Source organism: Paenibacillus sp. FSL H7-0331 (assembly GCF_001956045.1).
On the sequence record NZ_MRTH01000024.1, the window covers coordinates 18014 to 44295 of the forward strand.

Here is a 26282-nt window from a genome sequence, read left to right on the forward strand (position 1 = left end):
GGAAGGAAGACAACTCCATCCTCTGCTCGTCGCTACTTCTTCTTTGATGTGTACCAGTCATTTACTTCTTTCGTTATTTGTTCTCCACCAAGCTTCGCCCAGTCTTTAACAAATTTATCAAATTCATCGATAGCTGCGCCCATTATGATTTTGGTATAAATCTCATTCTGCATCTTTTCCAAAGTAGATTTGCGTTCAACCATTGTAGAGGTAGGCGATCCAACGAACTTCTCCATCAGGAACTGATTGTTTTTATCGTACTGGTCAACCACACCCTCGGAGCCTTCAGGGCCGTAAATCCGCTCCCACCCCCAAAGTGCAAACCCTTCTTTCGAGCCCGAATTATAAGCGTCTAGTTTCCCTTGAATGGTCTTGGCTTCGCCTGTCAATGTCGAGGTATTTCCTGATTTACGGGTTGCATCGATCGCTCTAAACGCCTCCACGTTTTTCTTTACTGGAGCTGGCTGCACGGGGGACAATTGCCATACGCTTTCAGCTTCAGGCGGTGCGTAATATTTGTCAAACTCTGCCGTTTTACCAAAGTTTTTCTCCAAATGCAGATTGAAAAGCTTGACCACTGCTTCGGGATGCTTGAACCCCTTCTTCACTGCAAAGAACTTGGTCGTACTGAATTTTAAAGGTACTTTAGGTAACTCCCCGTTCTCCGAAACAATCGGAAACGCCCTCCACTGCGCTTGCGGGTCGTTATTGCGGTTCAACTGGAGCGGCCAGATGGAATTCCACTGTTCACCGTATTCCATGCCGATCTTACCGGCAGCAATTTGCTCAGATACCTTGCCTCCGTCTTTAATCCCGAATTCCTGATCCAATTCCCCGTTTTTAAACATGCCCTGGAGGGCTAGAAGCGCATTCTTCACTTCTGGTTGAATGCCTCCATAAACCAGCTTCCCAGAACCGTCTGCCATCCACATATTCGGATAGGACTTGTACCCAGCCATAAACCCTTCCAATCCCATTGCTCCGCCCCACAAACTTTTCGTTACACCAAGACCATAAGTATCTTTTTTCCCATTGCCGTCCGGATCATTTTCCGCAAAAGCTTTTGAAATCGATCGCACATCAGCCATCGTCTTTGGAGGCTGCAGCCCCAGTTTCTGTAGCCAATCTGTACGAATCCATAAAAACATGGCACGCTCAAGCGAGGAATCGACCTGCGGGATCGCCATCAATTTGCCGCCAAACGTAGCGGCATCAAACGGACTTGTGCCCTCCTGGGATAGGATTTCTTTGGCCAGTGGAGAAGCATATTTCTCATATATGGCCGTCATATCTTCGATCTGACCGGAATCAGCCAACTGATTCAATTGAGTTGCGTTCACCGGAATGACATCAGGCAGGTCACCGGAAGCAAGCGTTACATTAATCTTCTGTAAATACTGATCTGACGTGTCATTCCCCTTGACGACCCAGTTATATTTGATATTGATGCCCAACTGATCCTTGTATAAACGGCTCCAGCGGTTGTCTTCTAACGTTTCGCCCTTTAACACACCGAGCACGTTATTTTCTACGACGTCGCTTAGATTACGGACGAACGAGACATTGATCGGTGGATCATACTTGCCTAGCGGCTCTGTATTTGCACCCTTCACATCGTTATTTCCCACAGTGCTCGCCGGTTCATTCTTAGCTTCTTTCTGATTGGTACTCGTCGAACCGTTTTGACTTGTACACGCCGACAAGAGCGTTGTGATTACTAAAATAGAAACAGATAGCGCTTTCACATTATGCTTTTTTAGTTTCATGTACATCCCCCGATACCCAGTTTTTAAAATATTAACACAGTGGCGCTGTGTATGTTTTCATTATAGGAGCCGCACAGGAGTCTAACAATGTGCAACTCTTTACTTTACTTACCAATTGTTGTCATAATGTAAACGCAATCAATGTGAAGGACGATGTGAACAAAAAGCACCGCTAAAAAGGGACTATTGTCCATTTTTAGCGATGCCTTCCGCTTTTGGCTCTTGAGATACTCATTTATTATTTTAACTGCAGGGAGTATGTAATCTTCAAGATAATAATTTTTTTCTTCGCCGGACAAGAAGGTCAGCAAATCTTCAGCAGCATGGATCTGGATCTGCACTGCAACACCATTGTCTCCTATATTTTAGGGAATTCAAATAACAATAGTCTTGTATTTCAAACGTTGGACCAGGCGTTACAAGCAGCGCCTGGCAGTACACCTATGCTTCATAGTGATCGAGACTTTCAATACCTCGCCAAGCTTCAAAAAACGATTAGAGCCCGCACATATAACCCCCGAGCATGTCACGTGTTGGCAGGTGCATTGACAACGGACCCATGGAAGCCTTCTGGGGGACGCTGAAATGCGAGAAGTATTATTTGCAGACATACAGCACGTTTGAGCAACTAGAGAAGGACATTAACACCTATATCCAGTTTACAATAACGAGCGATTACAGGCAAATTTAAACGGCCTTAGTCCAATGGAATTTAGGACCAAGGCCGCCTAACCGATTTTAATTATTTGTTCTGTCTACTTGACTGGATGCAGTTCAAATTGACTTTAAAGCAGCCTTGCTTATGATTTTTTACTTGCTCTTTTGCACCTGCATTTTCAGAAGCACTGTTACCGCCTCTGCTCTTGTCGTTTTATCGGCCGGAGCAAATTGATTTGTGCCTTTGCCTTCGATAATGCTCAGCTTTTTCATGGCTGCCACTGCGCCTTTCGCCCAGTCTGGAATGCCCTTGTCATCCGCGAAGTCCGTTGCCGCAGCCGCTGCACTAGACTGGCCTGTGGCCTTCGCGATCATCACAGCCATCTCAGGGCGAGTGATTTGGGCATCTGGACGGAAGGAGCCATCCTCATAGCCAGTAGTAATACCTGCAGACACCGCCTGCGCGACCGATTTCTGTGCCCAGGTGCCGATCTTCGCCTTATCAGTGAACGTCAGCGCCACTCCATCTCCTTGCGGTCTGAGCACATTCATCAGCATGACCGCAAATTCCGCGCGCGTTACGGTACGATCCGGCTTGAACGTGCCATCCTCATAGCCGCTAACGACACCTGAGCTTACCGCTTGCTTGATATTCCCCTCCGCCCAGTGTCCGGAAATATCGCTAAAGTTAATCGTCGGCTTCGTGTCTGCCCCTTGGCTTTCACCGAATACCGCAAATTTCGTAAAGTGGTTAACCTTTACGGTGATGGTATTGCCGTTTACCTCGCCTCCGATTCCTACCCACATCTGCTTCGTTTCGTCATAGTAGAATACAGAAGGCTTTTGATTGTCCACCAAATCGAAAGTAAAGGTCAACGTGATCTCCTTGCTGAAGTTCTCCGGGAAGTTTTTCAGAATTTCGAATACTGAGCTGACTAGAACGTCTTTATTCGTAATCAGATCTTGCGTGTCTGCCACTTTGGTTATCGTTAATTTCAGTTCTTTGCCAAAAGCATCGGCAGGAATTAGAATCTTGATCACATCGCCCAAGCTAACCTCACCCGATTTACCGACTTGAAGCGTCAGTGTACCGTCTGTTGAGGTGACGGTATTGTTAGATATCGTTCCTGATGCACCGCCACCGGATGATGTCGATCTCGATGTCGACGCTGCTCGTGTCACTGCAAGCGCATATGTCTTCTCTTTACCATCCTGCGCCGTGACTACGATATTAATCAGGTTACCACCTACGTTCAGGCTGATCGCACCGCTTGGTTGCCCGCTTGCAACTGCCGCTCCGTTCAACTTAATCGTTGCATTGCTATCGGATGCAGTAGCTTTCACCGTTATGCTGGATACATCATAAGTCACACCTGCACTGTATGACAATCCCTCAGCAGTGAATGCAGGACTTAGCGTACCGCCCGAAAGCGCCAAATCGCTTAAATCTGCATTGCTGCTTAATGGCGTTGGTGGTGTTACTGGTGGAAGGGTTACCGAAAATTCCACAGCATTTCCACCCTCAAGCTCCGCATCGTATGCACTTACCGTAACATAATAGGTTTTACCATTCACAAGTCCAGTTATTTCAACAGGAGCATACGCATATTCGGTTACCATTTTCTGTTCCGTATAACGGTGCGACTGCTCCCCATATTTCACGCGATAACCCTCTGCGCCGGAAACAGGAGTAAATGAAATGAACGCCTTCCCATCATCGGCCTTGGCATTCTCTATCGTGGGTGTCTCCATACCGTTCAGCAATTCGACTGTGTAATCATCATAAAAGGTAACGGCCTTGCCCGACAAAATTCCGGCAGTGCCAACGGACAAATCGGAATCCGTTACTTCAACCACCAGTATTCCGTCCACATATAGCTTAATCTCGTTGCCTTCGAAGGTGGCTTTAAACAGATGCTCCCTATTCGGAGCAATTGGAAATTCCTTCTGGCTAATCGTTGTAGTCGTTCCCGCTACTTTTTTCCGAATGGCAATAAATTCTTTATTTTGCACCTGATCGTACTTATATCCCAGCAGATAATAATTGTTATAATCCAAATAGCGCCCCAACAAGTACTCTTCGCAGGTAGTGGCAAACGGGTTGGTTATTTCGACCTTGGTGGCAATCGAATAATCTTTCCAATGAAAGCCTTGAGCCACGAAGATGCGGTCCGGATTATTGGCAGCGCTTTTCAAACGATAGTCGCCATCGACAAGGTCTACACTGAAAGTACCGGCAGAAAGCTGCCAGTCCTCTAAGTAGCTTCCATCATTAAAATCATCCTTCAAGAGGATCGTGTCATTCGGTACTACTGCCATTTCGTTGGAAGGCGTTCCCGCGCCGTTCTCATTCCATGGGACCACCACCACATAATTGGGCATTTGCGAAATTGCGACCGGGATAACCCAAGGACTGCCCGTTACCCGCTCAACTTTATATTTGTACTCACCGCTGGCATTCCCATATTGGATCACATAAGACGTATTGACCGAATCGGTTGTAAAATCGACAATGATCTTGTTTCCGTCCGCGACCAAATTTTTCAACTTTGGAGATACTGCCGTTGCCGCTCTTGGCGTCATCAATAATTCGGCGGATTTAGCACTCTCTCCTAAGGTCCCAACGGCCGAAACCGCAAAAAAATAGGAGATGTTATTGGTTAAGCCCGTGACAATCGGGGCTGTGCTGATCGTTTTTATAGTGTGGGTATAGCGGCCCGGTTCCGTTCCGTAACGGATGTAGTAATACAGTGCACCTTCAACCCCGGTGAAATGCAACGTTACTTGCTCATCGCCGATTCCAATGGTATTAAGAACGGGCTCGGGCATGGATGTGGGCTGAACCAGGATGCCATCGAATTTTCCGGAAGCCTGATTGGAAAATACCCCTATTCCTCCCGATGAAAACGCAGTATCGGTTATGCTCAGTTCTTTGCTTCCGTTGATGTAAAACTCAATATTGCTGCCGGTAAATACGCCTCTGAATCGGTAGGATACACCTGTTTGCAGGGTGTAAGGCTTCTCGATTAGGGTTGTAGTCGTTCCACCCGATTTCTTCTTGATCGCCAGACTGCCATTGGCGTAGGTAAGCAAATAACCGTTATTGGCATCCTGCACTCTTCCCATTATCCCGATTTCTCCTGGGGTGTTCATCCGAACCCAAGCGAGAAAACTGACATTGGAATAGCTCTTCTTCGTAAACGCAGAAGCATATCCTCCGCTAGTCTCTTGAAGCAATCTCTCCTCCTCGTCCGATTCCTTAGCCCCTTCGACTGTCGTTAACGGACTTTTGATGTTGTAAGGAATGATGATATCTTGCTTTATGCTCCAGTTTCCATTGCCAAGTATCCACTCATCGGTCAAAGCGGAATAGGAATCCGCCGTATAGTCGAAGGTGTCATGGAACAAGGCTGGGATCAAGCCTCCAATGGATATCAGGGTGTCAATGGTATAAACATCGCCGGTAAAATGCTCTGTTTTCGTTCCCCCTCGCGACTGTGAATAATATCCGTTTATCGTTTTGGCATAATAATCGGAAACACCCACCTTTTGCAGCATGTCAACCTGATCTCGCAATGCTTCGCTGCCTCGCGCATTCCAATAGCCGAAATAATCCATTAGTGCCCTGTTTTGAAGAGATGGATCGATTCCAAGCACAGCGTATGTGGAGCTTTCACGAGGTCCGCTTGCATCCGTTGAGTCAAACTCGTGCTCCATACCCAGTTTCCCCATGTAATCTCCATCCTCCGCATACCGGTCCCAGGTTGACTGTTGGGTTTGGGCATGAAGCTTCATCGGATTAGCCAGGAATGCATCCATCGATATGGTCCTGAAGCTCCATAAATCGCTTTTCACAATTCCTTCGACCCTGGCCGCCTTAGCGGTAAGGGTTCCAAACCCTGTTGTTTTCTCATAGCATGACTTAATAGATGTTAATCCCTTATTTGCCAATTCTTGAATAAAGGCCATATGATCATAGTTTTGAAGGATTGCCTTGACATTCTCTGTCCCTAACACAAAAGCCGAGGCATAAAGCAAGGTCATATTCGGCTCCCAAAAATTAGGGTTGCTCGTATACGTGTTAGGATCACCATTCATAGCCAATCTGGAGCCGGACCGCTTATTGTCGTTTTGGTCGTAGTCGCTGGAGGTGAATGCCGTACTGATCAAAGCCGCCTTAAAGAAGGTCACCAGCTGTGACTTTTCGGCTTCTGTCAATCGACTCATTACCTCCTGATTGTTCCATAACAGTGCGATGGAGGAAACCATGGAGGATTGGCCTCTTGAATCCAATCCTCCCTGCAGATTCGGCATGTTGACTTCATTGGTCAGCATTTTTCGGATGATTCGGACACACCGCTCGACCAGTTTAGGATCGTTGTTGCCTGACATAACCGATATGGCGATAACCTCGAAGGATTTGGAACCAGTTAATTCGGAGGTTGATCCTTGTGCCGCATCCTTATTGCTGAAAACGATATTCGCCGAATCGATCAAAGCCCGCTCCAACGTTTCGGAGGATGGCGGCGCGTAAGGGTAGTCCGTACGTCCTGCCGCTATATCCGTTGTTTCCGTGGCCGCTGTCAGCACATTGTCGACCTGATCTTGAATCATTCCGGCAGAGATGGAGACCCGGTTCGCTGTTCCCGTGATTGGCTCTTTTTTATTAATGGTAAGCGAGCTACCGCTGATCTGCACGGAATCATCACTGCCTAGAGGCTGATAGGTGACGCCTCCATTCGTAGAAATTTGCAACGAAGCCTTCAGCTCTTCAAGATTCGTAGATGCCGCTTTTATCGTTTCATTAAACGCCAATACGATTTTCTTGTTCAGATTTACAGCATATCCAATCAGCAGCTGGGGCGGCATGGAATCGGCAGTTATCGCCTCGCTGGTAAATTCCGTAGAAACAGCGTTACCGGCTTCATCTTTCACGGTATTTGCCGCAACCCGAATTCGGCTTGAAGTACCACTTACCTTCTGCGCCAAATGGACAACCAAATTTCCGCCGGAAACCGTAACGGAATCATGCTGGCCCAGGGGCTGATAGGTATTGCCATCGATGGCAAAGCGTATAGCGGCTTTAAGCTCCTCCGGGTCGGATAGACAGCTGTACAATGGCTCCATGCCGGTGATTTTGATTTCTTGATTGGCGGCATCGAGCATGGCCACAGGATTTAAAACAGGAGCTGCCGCATCGTAGACAAGGTCGGTCATCATCTGCGCGGAGCCCATTACATTTTCGGCCCAATCCTTTAACGAACCTCCTTCTAGCCGAATCCTCGCTCCCGGAATATCCAGACGGTTCGCTAGCGATACGGTTAACGTGCTGCCGTTCATTGTTACGGTATCACCGGCAGCCAACGGTGCAAAATGGCTCCCGTCTCTCGCCAACGCGATCGCTTGCTTCAAAGCGTTTTGTTCTGCTGCCGCTACCTTGACATATTCATTAAATTGAAGTTGGATCACTTTGTTCTCGAAGCTAACTTGAGATTGAATCAGCTCGGGTGGAGCAACATCGTATTCAACCACGAGCTGCGGTTTGTTCGCCCCGCTTTCTTTACTGCTTACGGTTCGGTACTTGCTGGAATTGGAGCCCATCAGCATAAAGGACACGGTGCCATCAGCCGATTTCTGCTGATTAACGTAATCCGTTACATTCCACTGATACCAGCCGTTGACGCCACCAACATACACGCTGGAGACCACGGTAGAATAGGAAGGTTGGTTGTTATAGGTAATGCCTGTCTCGCTCCAGCTGTCATCCGTAACGGCGTACAGTTTAAGCTGCTGTGCAGTCGTATCAGCATCGGGAAAATACAGCCGTAGCCAGGCACTGTTCAACACCCCTATATCGCCCACATTGAATTTCAAGAATATCCGGCGATTATACGTTGTGCCTCCTTCTTTTAATTCCATCGCGGTTTGGCTGCCATAATTAGTTCCAACAGTACTGGCTCCGCTGTTAACATGAGCATCCGCAGACGCTGAAAGGACCGTTTTGACCACACGTCCCATTAACGCCTCGGTAACTGTCTCCCCGGACAGTACCCGATTGTTGGAAGACCCCTTGATCGAATCGATCAGCACCTTCACCTTGTAGCCTTTGCCCACCAACGGAGTAGCGAAGCTCACAACAAGCCTGTCATTTTGTATGGATACGCTGTCCCCGGCTGCTAAGTCGCTATAGATGGACCCGTTATTGGAGGAAAGTTTGACATTCATTTTGTTGGATACCGCATCACCGCTATGCCATGCAATGGCTTTATCGAAGCTCAATGTAATGCTTTCTCCATCAGCACTCATCTCGGCGCCAAGCATACCGGGTGGATTCAGGTCCTCCTGCCCAACCAGGCTGCCTGTGACGGTTTCGGTCGTCTTGGTATTGTTGTACCTATCCTTCAGGCTGCCTCCCAAAAGCTTCAGCTTGTTCAGACCGCCCTGAAGCGGCGATTGCAAGGAAATGATCATGTTATTGCCGCTCAGACTTACCGTATCGCCCGGACCGAGGGAGGAAAAGGTTGTACCGTTGGTCGACAGCAGGACTTTGCTTTTCAAATTGTCCCCTGTGTCATCAAACAACGGTTCATTGAATTGGACTGTAATGTCGCGAAATCCGGCTCCAACCAAAGCAGATTGGAATAAGGGTGCCGTTGTATCGTAAGTAATGTCCAGATGCGGTTTGCGACTGGACACGGTAGCTTCCTTCGCATATATGTTCTTTAAGGATACCTCGCCGACAAGGGCCAGACTGGCAAGGCCGTCTCCCGACTTTTGCTGGCGAATGTAATCGGTAATGTCAACGCCGTATTCCACATAAGTGCCTGCCGCCTGTGACGGCAGCGTCAAGGTGCCGATTAATGCGCCCAGCGCCGGCTGATTGTTCCAGGTAAGTCCCGGAGTCGTTTCGGCCCAGCTATCATCTGCAATCGCATAGACGGATACCGTTACGGGGGTCGAATTCGGTGAAGCGCTTACAAAAAGCTGCGCACTTTCAATATTGGCATTTACCGATGCAAGGTCGAATCGCAAGAAAGGTCTTTTGGTATTTGTGGGCGATTCGATTATGGACAATTGGTACGTTCCGTTCATATTCGTGTATGTCGTAGCAGGATTTTGACTGTCAACGGCGGCGTCCGCTTGCGGATACAATTTAACCGGGGCCGCTTGGACGGTCGGGGGAGAGAAAAACATATACCCGCTGAAGGCACCTATAATCTGTAAAAAAATGATTAAGCTGCCGATACTTCTTCGTAATCTTCGCTTAAGCAAATTCATCGACCTCCTATTTTTTTGCTCAAAATAAATCGTGCCGCACCTCGCAGGGAAGTACCCTTCGAGATTGCGGACACGTATCTATTCCTCTTGGGCAGTGCACTACATCTTTCTTTGCATGTCCAAGGTAATTCGATGTTCCATCAGACGATACCTTTTCCGGTAGTCATCATACATGTCAATGATACCCGCCTCCGATCCAGTGAAGCTGCACTTCATACAACTGTAAACTTCGCCTGTCTGCTTGAGGTATACATCGTTTGCGCCAAACAGGCATAATGGACAACGGTACATTAATTTTTTCGGATGGTTAGACATGTTACGGCCTCCTTCCGATTCTCGGAAAGCTCATAGTGGAGTTTCAACGAGTAATACGGATTAAACAGGTGGCCTTCAGCTGCCTCGGCCGATAATGCCGTTCCTTCAGCAGGTTCCAGCGAAATGTACGTTTGGATTGGAGGAATGCTGGCGGATGCCTTCGTACCATTAGGGACCTGAATCCATTCTGAATTGTAATCGTAAACCAGCTCTTTTCGGTCGTCCCCTTCAACTTCCAGTATAATTCCATGCAAATCCTCCGAATACTCCGTAAATCCATAGCATCCTTTGAAATACTCCTGAATGCCGATTTTAGCCGCCTGGTCGGAAGTACGCACAAGCTTTCGTCTAATCATTATGATTCCGTTGGGATAAAACTCATAGATGGTTTCGATATCTACCTGTAAACCATTCTTGAACGATAAAGATGCGGGCGTGAGACGAACCTTCGTCACCTCATCACTGCGTTCAACAGCGGCAACCTTGGTGCTGCAATAGCATAGGTCCAGCTTTTCTTCCCCGTTCAAAACAAACAGGGTTGTCCTCGCTCCGTCATCGGCAGAGTGATGCTGTGCCCCCGACCGAAGCTGGGATTGAATGATATACGGGTAGGATGCAATTTCTCTCATCGGAGAATCCGGCCCCGAATGAGCCGCGAATCGTCCGGCGTAAGGCCTGATATCGCCGATGGACCCGCCTTGATTCGAATCGATCAATACTCTGAAATAAGGATCGATATACCAGAAGTAATGTTTTCCTGAACCAAACAAAATTTCCTTGCCTAAAGCCACATTAGGCTTGCCTATAGGAATGTTGTCCCGGAACCAGTCCCCGAATTCTTTCATATACATATCCAGAACGAGTACCCATCATTGTAATCCTCTTGCATCCGGTACTGGTCGACCAGATTGAAGTCGTAGTCATGGCTCAGACCTTTATTCGCCAGACCTCGCTGCACATTGGCGGGATGGCTTGCAAAAAAATCATTTCTGCCTTCATAAGCCAGCACCAGATCCCGGCTTAAGTGCGGAATGGCGACAAGTCCCGCCCAGTCTTCTTCATTCGCCGCTGGCCGGAAGGAATGGCCTTTTCCCGGATACCAAGGTCCCCACGATACGCCTTCGGAGAACAGATACCAAGAATTGTTGCACCCATGAAAAATTTTCGTTCCTTCTTCGAAGCAGCTTGCCGTTACCGTTGTCGTACCAGGACTTAGCTCTTTCACGATTTCCATGGACAAAGCGTCCAACAGATAGCTTCCAATCGAAACCGGCTCACACCCGAGCTTGGTGCGGAAAAGCTGGAGCGCGTATTCCAGCGATTTGCGCTTGTTCTCCTCGCTTGCCAGCCAAAAGGGGGTATTCCCCCCCCATCCCGGCTTATTGATCCGCCAAAGCCATAACGCAAGCTCATCTCCATAATCGCGATGATACTGCTTGATTTCTTCAACCATTTCGTCATCCTCTAGGGAGGAAACGGGGATCATCAAGGTAATCTTCAGATTCAACTTGTGGCCATATTCCTGCTGCAGCTTATAGAACGGATAATTTTTTCCCGTTTCCGGCCGATGGATTACATTTAATAACATATTACTCACCCTTATGCTTCATGATTTCAGACCTAGCCTAGCTTCTCAGATACCGTTGGTACGCATCGTTATAAATTTTAACGATATCGTCCATCCCCATATCCTTTAACGTTTTCAAATAAGAGTCAAAGCTGGCGTCCACTTGTTCAACGCCCATGATCCACTTCTGTTCCTTCTCCATAATAAAAGTTTCAATCGATGACCATTTTTGGCTAATGATTTTTTGTTCTGCTTCGTTAAAGGTCAACTGAGGGAACAAGGGAAGCAGCGTCTTGTTATTGATGTACATGTTGACGCCATCCTTGGCTATCGGATTCATCCACTGCTGTTCATAGAAAAAGTCCTGATTAACGCCAATCTCAATCTGTGCCCCTACTTCCACGAGTTGGTTCAGAACCGACTTTTCGTTTTTCAGCACTTCATCCTTGAAGATCGGCTTGCCGTTGACCATGTTATAATGGGTTCCTTCCAACCCGAAGTTATTTAAGCGCCGTCCTTCTTCCGTAAACCAGAAGTCGAAATATTTCATGGTTTCTATCGCATGCTTGTTAGCAGACGAAATCCCCCAGCCACGAGCGACAAGCAGCGGTCGGCTTTGTTCTTCTTTCACCTTTCCGTTTATATCCGCTGGCGGCATAAACGGAACGAATTGAATCGACGGCACGCTCTTTTTGACCGTATCATTGTAGGAAGCCGTGCTGCCAAACCAATCGTGAGTCGAACCTCCCGTGTTGTTGCCCAGAAGAACATCCCTTGCTTTGGAGCCACGGGTATAAATTTCGTTATCGATGAGCCCTTCTTTGTACCATTTGGCAATGTTGCTCATGGCTGTCTTGTATTCTTTCTCGTATTTACCGAAATGAACTTTTCCGTCCTGTTCATACCAGACCGATCGGGCTCCGAACAATTGGGCCAGTTCGATAACACCGGCCTTATTCCGGTTAAAATAAGGAATTTCATCCTTCAATCCGTTGCCATTCGGGTCCTGGTTTTTAAATGCGGTTAATGTTTTGTAATACTCATCCACTGTTTTAGGAAACGGCAATCCGAGCTTATCAAGCCAATCCTTGCGGATAAAAAATCCGCTGGATGCTTCGCCATCTGCAACAAACGGGATATAGTACAGCTTGCCATCCGACGCAACGGAGCCTTTTCTGACCCAGTCATTGTCGTCCAAAAATTTCTTCAAATGCGGCGCATGCTGTTTGATCAAGTCATCCAGAGGCACTAAAGCTCCCTGAAGCGCCGCTTTGTTCATGTCATCCTTACTTCCGTGAATGATATCAGGCAGATTGCCTGAAACCAGCATGATATTGAAGGTTTCCTTGCTGTTTGTCGCTGTTGGGGAAGCGGTTCCCTTCAATGTCACATGGGTCAGTTCTGCTGCTTTGGCGAAAACAGGGGAGTTATTATCAAAAACACGGGAGTCGTTATAATGCAAATGAATTTTTAGCTCCAACGGAGTTTTACTGGTTGCTCCCGAATTGTCGGTGTCTGCCTCCGCTATGCCTTGCTGTTTAGGGCTGTTGGAGCAGCCTGCTGCCAGCGCTGCTACTAGCGTTGAACAAAGTGCGATTTTTGCAAGCTTTTTTCCGTGCATCAAAGTACATCTTTCCTTCCGTATGTTTATTCTTTAATTGAACCGACCATAATTCCCTGGACAAAAAACTTCTGAATGTACGGATATACAAGTACCATCGGCAAAATGGCAACGATAATCGTGGCATATATAATCGTTTCCTTCGCTATATCCACTGGCCCGCCGTTGTCCAGCATACTGTTCACATTCATTTCGACAATCATCTTCTTGAGCAGCACCTGCAGAGGTATCTTGCTTTGGTCTGTGAGCAAAATCATCGACCAGAAATACGCGTTCCATCTCCCCACCGCATAAAAGAGACCTACGGTAATCAGAGCCGGAACAGATAACGGAATGTAAATCCTACACATAATGCCCCAGTCGTTGGCGCCGTCCACCCTTGCCGCCTCCTCCAGCGAGTCCGGCACACTAGTGAAAAAGGTGCGGAGCAGAAATACGTTAAAGGTAGTGATCGCAAAAGCGATGATAATCCCGAACCGGCTGTTCAACAAGCCCAAATCCCGCAGATTCAGGTAATACGGAATCATGCCGGCGGCCCCGCTCATATTGATCCACATGGTAAAAGCAATAATGAAATTAATAACGGTAACGCCAATCAAACGCTTCTTTGATAAGGAATAGGCTCCCAGAATCGTCAGCATCAAGCTGACCATCGTTCCGACCAACGTATAGAAAATCGTATTGGCATATCCGAGCCAAATCCCATTCTCGGCCAGAACGGTCCGATAGGCTGTGAACGTCACGTCCTTCGGAAAAAGAAGCACATTTCCCTTCACAACCTGCTCAGGACTACTGATGGAGGCCGACAGCACATAGAGAAATGGATACAAAGCGGCTACTGCGGTCAAGCTTAATAAGACATAATTAAATCCAGAAAACCATTTTTCACCACGAGTTAGCTTCATGCTGTTTCACCTACCATAATCCAGTATTCGTAAATGTCTTGCTCAGCTTGTTGGCGCCAATGACGAGAATAAAGGCAATCGCGGCATTAAACAAACCGATTGCAGTAGCCAAATCATAATGCCCCTCCTGAAGCCCGGCGCGATACGTATAGGTGCTAATAACATCGGAGGTTTCATACGTAACGGGTTGATACAAGAGAATAATGGCTTCATAGCTGACGTCCATAATGTGACCGACCTTCATGATCAACAAAATCATGATCGTAGGCAGGATGCCTGGAAGGGTGATATGCCACATCTGGCGGCCCTTATTAGCGCCATCGATTACTGCGGCTTCATACAGTTGGGGATTAATTCCCGACAACGCTGCGAAATAGACAATGGAGCTAAAGCCCGCTTCCTTCCAAATATCAAAGGTCAGCACGAAAATCGACCGAAAATACTCCGGAACAGTTAAAAAGTAAACCTTTGACCCGCCTAATTTATCCATGATAAGGTTAATCACACCGTTGTTGGGCGCCAAGAAATTAGTTACAATTCCCGCCACAATCACCACCGAAATAAAATGGGGTAAATACGTAAAGGTCTGTACGGTTCTCCGAAAAATGACATTCTTCGCTTCATTCATCAAAAGAGCAAGAACAATCGGTATTGGAAATGCAAACAAGAGACTGTACAAGCTAAGCATCAAGGTATTGACTAAAACTCGGGTGAAGTAAGGGCTTCCAAGAAATACTTTAAAATGCTCCAGACCAACCCATGGACTGTCGGCAATGCCGCGAAACAGCAAAAAATCCTTAAATGCAATTTGCAGGCCATACATAGGTTTGAAAATAAATAACGCGTACCAGAGTAAAAATGGAATCAGAAATACATATAACAGGTAATCTCTTCGAATTTGTCTTAGCATGGCTGCAACACTTCCCTCAATCCTTTATCTAATCATTTATAGGTATCGAGCCCGATGACTGCATTCTAGCATAGCCCTTTTACGTTTAAAACAATCGTTTTCTGCGTCCTTAACAATAACGGATATTCGCTCCTCCTCTTATCAATTTCGTACATCTAACAAAAACGAACCTTTCCGTGTTCAGAAAGATTCGTTGGTCCGAATTAATCCCCCGCCGATTGTTTTCCGTACTGTGAGGGGGAGATGCCTTCATATTTTTTAAACATGCGGGTAAACGTAATGGCATTGTTGCAGCCGACCATTTTGGCCAAGTCATCAATTTTAATATTTTTTTCGTCCAGCAGCTTTTTGGCAACCTGCACACGATACATGTTCAGATAGCTCTTAAAATTCTCACCGGTACGGTCTTTGAACAATCTTCCTGTGTAGCCTTCCGATAATTTGAAATGGGTCGCAACATCGTTTAAGGACAGATCCTTATGATAATTTCCATGGATAAAAGCTAACATTTGATCTGCCAACACAGGCTCGTCCGGCTTCAAAAGCTCGCACTGATAATTGACGATGCGGCAAAATACACCCTCGATCTTCATTTCAAGCTCTTGATGAGATTCATAGGCGGAAAGCTCGGTATAAATATTATACCCTTTCACAAATACATCGTTCGGGTCCCGCTTCAGTTGCTGCAAAATCCGATTCGCCGTTGCCGCTAATGCGAATAATAATTCGGATATTCTGCTCTTTGTCAAATTTCGTTTAAACAGATTTTCCTGGGTCAACTGCTTCGTCAAGCTGATGACCTGGTCCTGCCTTCCACGAACCACACAGGAAATAAGCTCCCGCTCCATATCCAGGGGGTAATAATAGCTTGTATCCGCTATACTTCCGATACTTTCCACGGTCATAACCGGCTGATGGACGGTTGTCATATAACGCAATTCCAACAGCTCCAGAGCCGCTTGATACGATTCCTGCACGCCCGATAAAGATTCGGCGGGCTTTCCGATCAGAGCCGTCAAATCAAGATGAACAAGCTGCTGGAAGGAAGAGACCATTTGTTTGATTACGGCTTCCAGTTCCTCCGTATGTAAGCCAAAGGTGATGATGGTAAAGCGTGATGAATCCATTTCCAGCAGCTCATGCTCCGCTCCGTTCAAGTTATCCTTGATCATAATTTGCAGCTGCGCAATCATCTTGCGAATCCCTTCCCGCGAAAACTGCTCTGCCCAATCCTCATTTTGGGATACCTCCAGAATAACCACCGTAACCGGAAGCTTGATTCTCTCCATACTGAATTCTTTGCTGCGCTGCTCAATTTGATCGCTCGATATGTATCCAAAGAGGAGATCTCTCAAATATTTTTCTTTTAAAGAAAGCTTGCTTTTCTCGGCGATTTCCAGCAGTTTTTCATTGGCCTGCACGATGGTCGAATAAGGGCGGTACGTGCTAATGGACACGATAGGCAGGATCACCGCACCAAGTAAAAGCAGAATTAAAAAAATGAGCATGGAATCTCCCAGCAAAGCGGCAACCTGCTCCTGCAGGGAATGCATATCCGTCACGTACACGTATTTCGTATCCGGCAGAACCAATGAACTGACGAAATGGATCACCTGCTGTCCCCGCTTGATGTTCCGGTATTCAAAGGAGGACTTCATTTCCATCAGCTTTTCCCCGAGAATGGCGTTTTCAACGGACAGGGGGTCGGGGGAAGACATCGTGACAATCCCATTGGCATCCAATACGGCGAAGCCTCTTTGTTCATTGGTGTCCAGCCTAGGAATCATCATGTTTTCATAAAATGAAATATAAAAAATGATTTCCCCACCTGTAGAGGTCACTTCTTTCTTCACTAAAGTGACGTATCTGCTGCTGGTATTTGTATCATTCTGATAGTGATGAACAAGTAAAATCGGATACTTGGTTTTGTTGCTCAAATAGGCTTCCCTTTCCAGATAGTTGGTTGGACTCCACCCTAAGGTTTGGAAATAATGATCCTCCACATCCGTAAACTGGGAGGTAATAATGAAATTATCGGTTGCCTTTTGAACGCCCAGAATAAGTCCATAGTTGGAAAATGAATTGACGGTCGTTGCCAGGTCCTCGCTTAGCTTCGTAATCTCATAAAAATTTTTTTCATTATCTTGTGAGTACTTCATAATTTTCGGATTCCATTTCAATTGCTGTACGATATTCAGCGCAACGCTCATTTGCGTATCGCTCTTATCACGAACCTGCTGCAGAAATTCCTTATGGCTGTTTAACAATTGATAATTCATGAATTGATTGGTTTTCTGAAAGAAAACACCTGTCGCCACAAACGTATACAACAGGACGATCGCCGTGTATGCGTAAAAAATTTTAAAGAGAAACTTTCTTCTTTTCATTTAACCACTCCCTGGTAACGCTTTCTAATTAGCTGATACCGCTTTTTTTCAATTGTACTTGTAACCCCCCCTCATGACAATAATCAATACAAAAAATGGCTACTCCCGATTCAATGTCGGGATACAATCGTTCCGTAGTAATGATTTTTGCTCTGTTGCTTGCTAACTGCGTCCGTTTCAAAGCGGTTTTCGCTCCGTACGCTCAATCTGGATCTCAGATGACACGGATGGTCTTTTATAAAAGTAACTGAAAAAGACCACACTATAGTCTCATCCATTCCTTTTTGAAGAAAGCTCATTCAAAACGTGTATAAAATAGATATCACACATAATTTTCATCATTCCCACTTCAGACAAAGTAATTTTTAATTCATCAGAGCTATGAACTTTAGACGACCATTCCCCTAAACTTACATAATGTTCATATTCATCAAAGCTAGGCACGTGTGGAGCGAGGATATTGGATAAATTATCAGCAATGTTTAATTGGTAATTATAATCACCATAGAACCGCATTCCTAATAGCAACGCATTATAAAAATTATAAAATATATTCTTATCAAATTGAAAGTGTACATCATTTTTAGCAAGTAGTGCTAGCGCTGTAGCATAGTGATCAAAAGGCATATTAGAATCACTACCATTTGACACAGGCATCAAGAAAAAAATCATTGCAGTGTTACCTAAGACGTTCTCATCCAATACTCTATTTTTACCCCAATCAATCCTTAACGCAGGAGAAAGCTCTATTTCTACTAAACAATTATTTTCAATATCTCGTATTGACTCATGAAATTCGGAAATATCTTTAGGTAGTTGCCACCAAAAAAATCCTTTACTTGCAATGTTTAATGCTACAACAAATCTTTTGCTCCAATTCAACGAAGCCCCCCAGAAGTGGCTTGGGGTAATTCTCTTAGGTAAGGATAGTTCTATACTCAACTCATTCTTTTTACTACCTGCTAAATTCATCTTCGTGAAGTGCGATAATTCGTTGAACCAGTTCAAGTGCTTCTGGCGGATACTATGAGAATTAGTAAAAATCCTAATTTTATATTTATACTTAATATCCTGTGATTCAGCCTCGGATAATGAACGAGTCAGTTCATTATGAAGTAACTCATTACTTTCTTTCTCCCAACTATTAAACTCATTCCGAAGCCATCCAATCCAGTCTCGAGAACTTCCTTGATTACTCCACACTGTTAAGGTTCTTTGAGACCAAATCCAATTTCTTTTATTTTCATTTTCTAATGCTTCAAATAACCAAATCAAATTATCTTTATCCCTCTCAGTTAATTCTGCAATATCACTAAATAACTCCATTTTTAGCATGAGTTGGACTAGTTCGATTACAGTTGTCACCTCATTTGCATCGATATATAAGATAGGTTGTTCTGAAATTGAAGGCTTGAAATATAACGTCTCCATTCGTTTCTCATGTAGTTAATTAGCCTTTTTTGTTCATTTGGCATCCTCTCTGGCCAATCGTCAATATCACAATAAATCATTTCTGAAATCTCAGCACTCGGTGTAAATATTCCATTAACAATTCTACCTTTAAAAATTAGATCTATTCTTACTGGGTTTTGTCCAAATATGGCTTTAGCTAGTCCAGTAATTTCTACTTTCAGTTTTGTTATTCAGATATTTCTCTTTCTAAAGCAACTTCAGGTTTCTCTAATTCCATCCAACCGCCTGGAACTCCCCACGGCTCTGTACGATATACATGTCTTAATAATAAAACTTGACCTGTTTCATTCGTAATAATTCCCAATACTGTTACAAGGAACTTATTTTGAGCTCTGTACACAACCCAGTCCTTAAATTACTTAAATGGCACATGTTTATACATGTAAACAAGCCAATCACGAGGTAGTATGTTTATTAGCTTCGATAGCAAAACATCACCTTCTTCTAATTATTTATTTGCGCCAATTTCCTATAACGTTGTTGTATCTACGAACCCTCACTGTCTTAAATGAACTTAGCGACTGGCCACGGCGAATTTTACGTATCATCCAAATCATGGAGCCAATTTCACAAGGATTGAGATTGGCCCAACATTTGTTTGCCATGCATGCAATAAAAAGACCCGCCAACAGAGGCGAGTCGTCAAGTGTTTAAATTAAGGGAGTCTTCTGTCGAATAGCTGGCCTAACGTCGCCCCAATGCGTCTGAAACGTTCAGCCTTACCAAAACTACAGACGCTTTCGGAATTGTCACCGTAAGCTCCGAGCCTGCTGCCGATACGGGCTGTTCCATCGGCGTAACCTTGTATGGCTCATCAAAGCTGTTGCCATCCTTGTGGCTGGATGAAGACAATACGACCATTGTCCCTGTACCTGCATACTCGCCACCGTGCAGATCAAGCTTAACCTCCTGATCCTCATCGACGGCTAAGTTAGCAACTGTAACCGCCAGTATGCCGTCTTTGACCGATGCCGAGCAGGAGATGCTTGGAACGTAATGCGTCTCGCCCTTTATGGTATAGGTGATGTCACTGCAATCGACTGCCGTTTTAAGGCTCATTCCATGCTGATGAATTTTATACATATCAAACACGTAGTAGCTTGTAGTGGCCACACAGTTATCACCCTTGGCAAGAAACAGAGAATGGATGCAGTTTACGAGCTGCGCCACGTTGGCCATGACAACCTTATCGCAGTGGTTGTTGAAAATATTCAAGGAAAGCGCAGCCAGAACTGCTTCTCGCATCGTACTCGGCTGCTCGAACAAGTATTTGCCCGGTAGTGGATGCCTGCCGTTCTGCAAATGCCATACACCCCACTCATCGACGATGAGTCCAATGGACGCTCCGGGCATTGCAGCTTGAATCATGTCATACTGGGATTGGATAAACGGCTCCATCTCCAGCCCGACACGCATCATTTCATACCACTGCGCATCGGTATATTCCAACTCCGTGCCCATTTTACCCGTATTGATCACATAATAGTGGAGAGAGTATCCAAACATGGGAGAAACCCGCCCCACTGTATACATCTCCTTATACTTGTCAAAAAACTTTTCCGTCCACTCCGGAATATTTTCGTACGGCCCGCATGCTATGTACTGAAGCTCCGGTCCGACACTTTTGCTGATAATACCGTACTTTCGGTAAATATGGCAGTAATCCTCGGGTGTCATGCAGCCGCCGCCACCCCAATTTTCGTTGCCAAGTCCCCAGTATTTGATGTTGAACGGCTCCGGACTTCCGTTCTTCTCGCGTTCCATCGCAAGTGTGGTTGTTCCTCTCGGCATATTGCAGTATTCAATCCAGTTTCTGGCTTCCAATACAGTTGTTGTCGTAGCGTTTACAGCCAAATATGGCTCAGCATTCACAAGCCTGCAAAACTCGATAAACTCATGAGTGCCGACCTGGTTGGATTCAAACTTTCCGTCGTTCATATACCACCAGTTCACGGTTGTCGGACGCTGCTCTTTCGGACCGATGCCGTCTCTCCAGTTGTAGGTCTCCGCAAAACAGCCGCCCGGCCAGCGAATAACAGACGGTTGTATAGCCTTCAATTTCTCAACAAGCTCTTGTCTAAAGCCTTGGATATGAGGGACCTCGGAGTTCTCGCCTACCCAGATTCCGTCGTATACGACTCCTCCCAAATGCTCTACGAAGTGTCCGTAAATGTCAGGATTAATGAGCCCTATCTGTTCTCCCAGTCTAATGTCAATTGTAGTCATCCTCATTCTCCTGCCCTTACCATTTAGGAGTCGAAGGATAGGGGCATCCCCTATCCTTTATTTTAGTCCGAATTTGTACAAGACAGCCGCAATATTTGCACGTCCCTCCGAGTGTATAACCGGTGCAACTGACACATTGAGCAAGCCGCCCTGCGCTTGTTACGTCGTCGGCAAGCTCTACATGACGAGAATCAATCAGCATTTGCAGCATAGCCTTTATTTTCTCCGGTGTGACATGTATCGTTTCCGAACAGTCCTTGCATGGCCCCTGTCTGGTCATCGGGGTACCTCCTCCCGATTAAGAGATTGTCAGCACGACAACAGACATCGGCGGAATATCCGCATGGAATCCTTCTTCGTTCAACTGTACGCCCGTGAACAACTCGGGCTTGACTTCATCTGGTTGTTCAAACGTATTATGGCTGTTCATCAAGGATGATACCAGTACTCTACCCGTAACTTGCTTGCCGACGAATCCTTCCGTATAGCCATCCAGCGGCGCGGCTTGTTTTGGGTCCGTATTACAAATGGTTATATTCAGCTTGCCTACCGCATCCATGGAAGCGGATACGCTTAGCTGCGGAACTTCTTCCCCATTGAACGTGTAGGTACCGCTCTGAATCTCGATCGGCTGCATAATGGCATCCATGTGTACCTTAAACATTTCAAACACATGATAGGTAGGGGTCAGGATCATTTTTTCCCCTTCTGTTAAAATAACGGCCTGCAGCACATTGATCGTCTGCGCAATATTCGCCATTCTTACGCGGTCACAGTGATTGTTGAAAATATTCAGGCTGATCGCCGCGGAAACTGCGTCTCTCATCGTATTTTGCTGGTACAGAAAGCCGGGATTGGTGCCGGGCTCAACGTCGAACCATGTACCCCATTCGTCGATGATCAGCGCCACCTTCTTCTCGGGATCATATTTATCCATAATTGCCGAGTGCTTCACCACAAGCTCCTCTGTGAAATAGGCCGCCTTCATAATGCCAAACCATTCGCTTTCGTCGAAGTCGACGGCTTGTCCTCTCACCGCATCCGGTTTTTTCAAATAAATTCGGTTGCCGTCGGGATTTTCGATTACGATGCTGTGATCTCTTAATCTCGTGTAATAATGGAGCGCCAGTCCATCCATGAAATGTCCCGCTTCCCGCATGAGCACCTCCGTCCAGTGGTAATTGTCCCCCCTTGGGCCTGCAGCGATTTTATAGATGGAATTGTCTCCATAATCCCTTACATACGTGCTGTATTGCCGGTAAAGATCCGCATAATATTCCGCTCTCATTCGGCCGCCGCAGCCCCAGTTTTCGTTGCCTATACCGAAATATGTCAACTTCCAGGGCTTTTCTCTTCCGTTTGCTTGCCGCAGGTTCGCCATCGGCGATTCACCGTCGAAGGTCATATATTCGACCCACTGCTGCATCTCATAGACCGTTCCGCTTCCGACATTCCCGCAAATATACGGCTCGGTCTCCAGCAGCTCGCACAAATCGAAAAATTCGTGGGTACCGAAATGGTTATTCTCAACGACGCCGCCCCAATGGTTGTTAATCATTCGGGCTCTCGATTCCTTAGGCCCAATTCCTTCCTTCCAATGATATTCATCGGCGAAACACCCACCCGGCCAACGCAGCATCGGAATGCTCAAATCCTTCAAAGCCTGAACAACATCATTTCGGATTCCTCGCGTATGGGGAATGCCGGAATCCTCGCCGACCCAAATCCCCTCATATATACAACGTCCCAGATGCTCGGCAAAGTGTCCGTAAATGTTTCGATCGATTTTGTGAACTGCCGCTTGCGTTTTGATTTTAATGCTGCTTTTCATATTGTTAGCCTCCTGATTGAAATGATTTATGATGGTTTAGCCTTTAACGCCGCCAGTGGACAAGCCTGAAATAAAAGCCCTCTGATTTAACAGGAACAAAACAATAATAGGGATAATCGCGAGCACAGCTCCGGCAATCAGCATGTCATAATTGTTGCCGTAAGGCGACATCAGCGAAGCAAGACCTATAGGAATTGTAAACATCGTATTGGTACGGAGCACGATCAAAGGCCATATAAAGCTGTTCCAGCTCTGCATCGCCAGCAATATCCCCATTGCGCCGAACGCCGGCTGCATTAAGGGTGCCATAATTCGGAAAAATATCCCGAACTCCGAGCATCCGTCGATCCTTCCCGCATCCATAAAGTCCTTGGAAATACCCGTTACGTACTGCCGGAAGAAAAAGATCGCCATAGGTGAAACGACAAACGGCAAGATAACTCCATAATACGTATTGATTATGCCCATCTTCACCGTGAGCTTATAGAGAGGCAGCATCAAAATTTCAAGTGGTACCATCATAACAAACAGCACCAGCATAAAAATCAAGTTTTTCCCCTTGAAGTTATATGCCCCTAAGCCGTAGCCAACCAATGAAGAAAGCAACAGAGAGAATACGGTATGAAGCGCAGTTATGCCAAGACTATTTCTGTACCAGAATAAATAAACGCTGCCCTTGCCTGAGAATAAAAGCTTATAGTTGTCAAGACTCATCAGGCTCGGGATAATCCTGAAATCCATACCACTTCGGAATAGCTCCTTGGAGCTCTTAAAAGATGCCATAAACATGTAGTAGAGAGGAAATAAGACAATAAAGCATACGATGAGGAAGAAAGAAATCATTAATACCATTAATAACTTTCTTCTAATATTAGTATTCATTGTCAGTCACTCTCCTTTTTAAACAGTCCGAACATTTTCAACTGTATCAGATTAACCGTCAGCACGATCAGGAGCAGGGTAATGCCAATTGCTGATCCCATTCCCATATCATTTCGTTGAAATGCTTGCTGGTAAATAAACCTGACGATAGTAAGCCCGATATCTCCCGGCATGCCTTCGTTCCAGAAGACATAGCTTTCTCCGAACATTCTGTATCCTTCAAAAATGCCTATCGTCAAGGTGTAGATGATAATTGGCTTTAGGAGTGGCAGCGTTATCCAGTAAAACTTGGAAAACACACTGGCTCCGTCCATTTCAGCCGATTCGTATAATTCCTCGGGGATGCTTTGAAGACCGGCCAGGTAATACACCATATTAATACCAGCAGTTCTCCATGTATTGAGAATGACCATCAGCATCATTCCCGTACTATAGTTAAGTATCCAATTTTGGGGAGAAATACCGAACTTGGCGATAACGGAATTAATGAATGCCGTATCGGCTTCCCCAAACATAAGCCTGAAGGAAACACCGGCTACGATAACAGAGGTTAAGGCCGGGATGAAAATGACCGACTTAAACAATGTTTTTCCTTTGATCAATTTGGAATTCAGAAAAACGGCGAACACAATCGGGATCGGAATCAATAACAGGAGCGATAAAATCGTGTAGATCGTATTCGTTTGCAGAGCATTGAAAAAATGCTCGTCAAACATTCTCCGGTAGTTATCGAGACCTATAAATTTGCTGCTGCTAAGCCCGTGCACCTCTTGAAAGCTCATGCTGATCGTGGATGCTGTCGGGTATAAAAAAAAGATGAGAAACGATAAAAGAAACGGCGCTACGAAGAGATAAGGAGCAAACTTTTCCGAAAAAAATATTCTTCTCAAGCTGAATGCTTTCTTCGCCTTGGGATTTTGGCCATATGCCTGCCGAACAGCTTCTTTATTCAACTATTTCACCTCCATAAGCATGACGGCTGCCGTAAGCAGTTGCACATCCCCGTTTGTGCAGCCGTCAGCATTACAATCTGCCGAATGGCTACTTCTTCTGTTTGCGGAGCTCGGCTGCAGCAGCTTTTAATGCCTGTTCGGGAGTTTGCGATTGGTCCTTCAACGACTTGAACATGACATTGGAATTGACCAAGTCCTGGGCGGCGGAGCTCAGCTCGCTCATATTTGGCGATTTGATCTCGTCCTTTATGCCCAGAAGTACATTGAATATAACCTCATTGCTGAAATAGGGATCGGGCTTCTGCAGCTCCGGATCATTCCAGACATCCCATCTGATCGGATCGAACTTCAACTCCTGCCAAATCCTCACATTCGATTCCTTGGTCAGCTTCGCATACGCAAGGAACTTTGTGGCTGCGTCCTGGTTTTTACTCTGCTTCGTAACGGCTGTGCCGGTTCCTCCCATACCTGCGGATCTTACGTTGCCATTTTCCCAAACAGGCATCGGTCTAACCAAAATTTTCCCCTTCAAATCAGGCATGTATTCCAAAAATCTGCTCATGTACCACATTGGCATGATTAGTGAAGCCGCTTCTCCCTTATTCATAAATGTAAAAAATTCTTCCGCACCCGTATTGCCGCCCGGCATCGGGACTGCGATTTTGTCTTTATCAATCATATCCTTCATCGTCTGCAGCGTCTTGATATTGATTTCGTTGTCAAGCGTAACGTCGCCTTTTTTATCCAAATAGTCGGAGCCTCGCTGAATGATCATAGGCCAGAACGGTCTTTGGCCTGTTACCTCGAAGGAGGTCATCGGCTTGCCGGTTGCAGTCAGCACCTTTTTACCAGCTTCGATATAATCGTTCCAGGTTTTTATGGCATCCACATTGACGCCAGCCTTATCCAGAAGTTGCTTGTTGTAATACACAACTGTAGCGCCGACATGGAAGTCGATCCCGTAATATTTTCCGTTTTTACTGTAGATATCGAATCGGGATTGAATGAACTTATCTTTCTCAGGCTCGATAATGTTGTTCAATTCTACCAGCTGGATATCACCTTTAAGAAAGTTTTGAAAATAGTTAATGTTGATATCGCTAATGTCCGGTGCTCCTACTCCGGATTGAAGGGCGATGAGCAGCTTATTGTGCATTTCCGCATTGGGGTACGTATCAATCGTCAGTTCAATCGGCTGATTGGGATTACTTTTATTCCAAAGCTCCGCCGTTTTCTCATAATATTTCTTATGAAGCTCCTGGAAGGTCCACAATGACAGTTGAACCGGTTTCGGCGCACCCGGATTACTATCCTTGGCCTGATTGGCCCCGTCACTGCTGCAGCCCGACAGAATGGTTGTCAACAGAACCGCGGATACCGCTGCAATAGAAGTTGCTTTTCTCATAGAATCGTTCCCCCTTAAAAAAGATGTTGTTAAGTAAACGAAATACGTTTGTTTACCTGTAACTAATTATAAAATCAAACATCACTTTGTCGAACTCCATTTTTTT

18 protein-coding genes and 1 pseudogene are annotated in these 26282 nt (G+C 45.8%); 1 reads left to right on the top strand and 18 read right to left on the bottom strand.

The genetic code is table 11. The features are described 5' to 3' along the window. Window positions 1-32: 32 nt before the first annotated feature. Together BK127_RS27825 and BK127_RS42605 are read right to left on the bottom strand one after the other, a co-directional pair. The gene (locus BK127_RS27825; protein ID WP_076235252.1) at window positions 33-1766 is read right to left on the bottom strand and encodes an extracellular solute-binding protein; all 1734 of its coding nucleotides are present in this window, start codon (window positions 1764-1766) and stop codon (window positions 33-35) included. Window positions 1767-1870: 104 nt separating this feature from the next. After that, entirely contained in the window at window positions 1871-2107 is a 237-nt protein-coding gene (locus BK127_RS42605; RefSeq protein ID WP_083689643.1) for a hypothetical protein, read from the bottom strand. A 218-nt stretch (window positions 2108-2325) separates the two neighbouring features. Here BK127_RS42605 and BK127_RS45770 point away from each other — a divergent pair. Beyond that, window positions 2326-2498 (top strand): annotated as a pseudogene (locus tag BK127_RS45770) (IS3 family transposase). 78 nt (window positions 2499-2576) lie between these two features. Here BK127_RS45770 and BK127_RS27835 read toward each other — a convergent pair. The 16 genes from BK127_RS27835 to BK127_RS27910 form a co-directional block, all read right to left on the bottom strand. Beyond that, window positions 2577-9695 (bottom strand): CBM96 family carbohydrate-binding protein, encoded by a 7119-nt coding sequence (locus BK127_RS27835; RefSeq protein WP_179097635.1) that lies wholly within the window; start codon window positions 9693-9695, stop codon window positions 2577-2579. Window positions 9696-9800: 105 nt separating this feature from the next. After that, window positions 9801-10016, bottom strand: a complete 216-nt coding sequence (locus BK127_RS27840) for a hypothetical protein (protein WP_076235258.1) — start codon at window positions 10014-10016, stop codon at window positions 9801-9803. After that, entirely contained in the window at window positions 9992-10867 is an 876-nt protein-coding gene (locus BK127_RS27845) for a hypothetical protein (RefSeq protein ID WP_179097636.1), read from the bottom strand. Before BK127_RS27845 ends, BK127_RS27840 begins: the two co-directional genes overlap by 25 nt. Further along, a complete protein-coding gene (locus BK127_RS27850) occupies window positions 10858-11604 on the bottom strand; it encodes a hypothetical protein (protein ID WP_076235263.1) in 747 nt (248 codons plus the stop codon). The genes BK127_RS27845 and BK127_RS27850 overlap by 10 nt, the downstream gene beginning before the upstream one ends. A gap of 37 nt (window positions 11605-11641) precedes the next feature. Next, on the bottom strand, window positions 11642-13204 hold the full coding sequence (locus BK127_RS27855) for an extracellular solute-binding protein (protein ID WP_083689645.1): 1563 nt from the start codon (window positions 13202-13204) through the stop codon (window positions 11642-11644). A 26-nt stretch (window positions 13205-13230) separates the two neighbouring features. After that, window positions 13231-14109 carry a carbohydrate ABC transporter permease gene (locus tag BK127_RS27860; protein WP_076235265.1) on the bottom strand — a complete coding sequence of 293 codons (879 nt, stop codon included), beginning with the start codon at window positions 14107-14109 and terminating at the stop codon, window positions 13231-13233. A 10-nt stretch (window positions 14110-14119) separates the two neighbouring features. Then, window positions 14120-15019, bottom strand: coding sequence for an ABC transporter permease (locus BK127_RS27865; RefSeq protein WP_076235268.1), 900 nt, complete (start codon window positions 15017-15019; stop codon window positions 14120-14122). Between the two features lie 203 nt (window positions 15020-15222). Next, on the bottom strand, window positions 15223-17406 hold the full coding sequence (locus BK127_RS27870; RefSeq protein WP_076235271.1) for a helix-turn-helix domain-containing protein: 2184 nt from the start codon (window positions 17404-17406) through the stop codon (window positions 15223-15225). 270 nt (window positions 17407-17676) lie between these two features. Continuing rightward, complete coding sequence (locus BK127_RS27875; RefSeq protein WP_076235273.1) at window positions 17677-18837, bottom strand: hypothetical protein; 1161 nt, start codon at window positions 18835-18837, stop codon at window positions 17677-17679. 208 nt (window positions 18838-19045) lie between these two features. Beyond that, a complete protein-coding gene (locus BK127_RS44990; RefSeq protein ID WP_256711482.1) occupies window positions 19046-19219 on the bottom strand; it encodes an NUDIX domain-containing protein in 174 nt (57 codons plus the stop codon). Window positions 19220-19563: 344 nt separating this feature from the next. Next, a complete protein-coding gene (locus tag BK127_RS27885; RefSeq protein WP_076235276.1) occupies window positions 19564-21105 on the bottom strand; it encodes an alpha-N-arabinofuranosidase in 1542 nt (513 codons plus the stop codon). Window positions 21106-21121: 16 nt separating this feature from the next. Next, window positions 21122-21385, bottom strand: a complete 264-nt coding sequence (locus BK127_RS27890) for a DUF6171 family protein (RefSeq protein ID WP_076235278.1) — start codon at window positions 21383-21385, stop codon at window positions 21122-21124. Window positions 21386-21403: 18 nt separating this feature from the next. Further along, a complete protein-coding gene (locus BK127_RS27895; protein WP_076235281.1) occupies window positions 21404-22936 on the bottom strand; it encodes an alpha-N-arabinofuranosidase in 1533 nt (510 codons plus the stop codon). 36 nt (window positions 22937-22972) lie between these two features. Continuing rightward, window positions 22973-23818: a carbohydrate ABC transporter permease gene (locus BK127_RS27900; protein WP_076235284.1), complete on the bottom strand. Its 846-nt coding sequence runs from the start codon at window positions 23816-23818 to the stop codon at window positions 22973-22975. A 2-nt stretch (window positions 23819-23820) separates the two neighbouring features. Beyond that, window positions 23821-24771, bottom strand: a complete 951-nt coding sequence (locus tag BK127_RS27905; protein ID WP_256711483.1) for a carbohydrate ABC transporter permease — start codon at window positions 24769-24771, stop codon at window positions 23821-23823. An 88-nt stretch (window positions 24772-24859) separates the two neighbouring features. Continuing rightward, on the bottom strand, window positions 24860-26176 hold the full coding sequence (locus BK127_RS27910) for an ABC transporter substrate-binding protein (RefSeq protein WP_076235286.1): 1317 nt from the start codon (window positions 26174-26176) through the stop codon (window positions 24860-24862). Window positions 26177-26282: the final 106 nt, after the last annotated feature.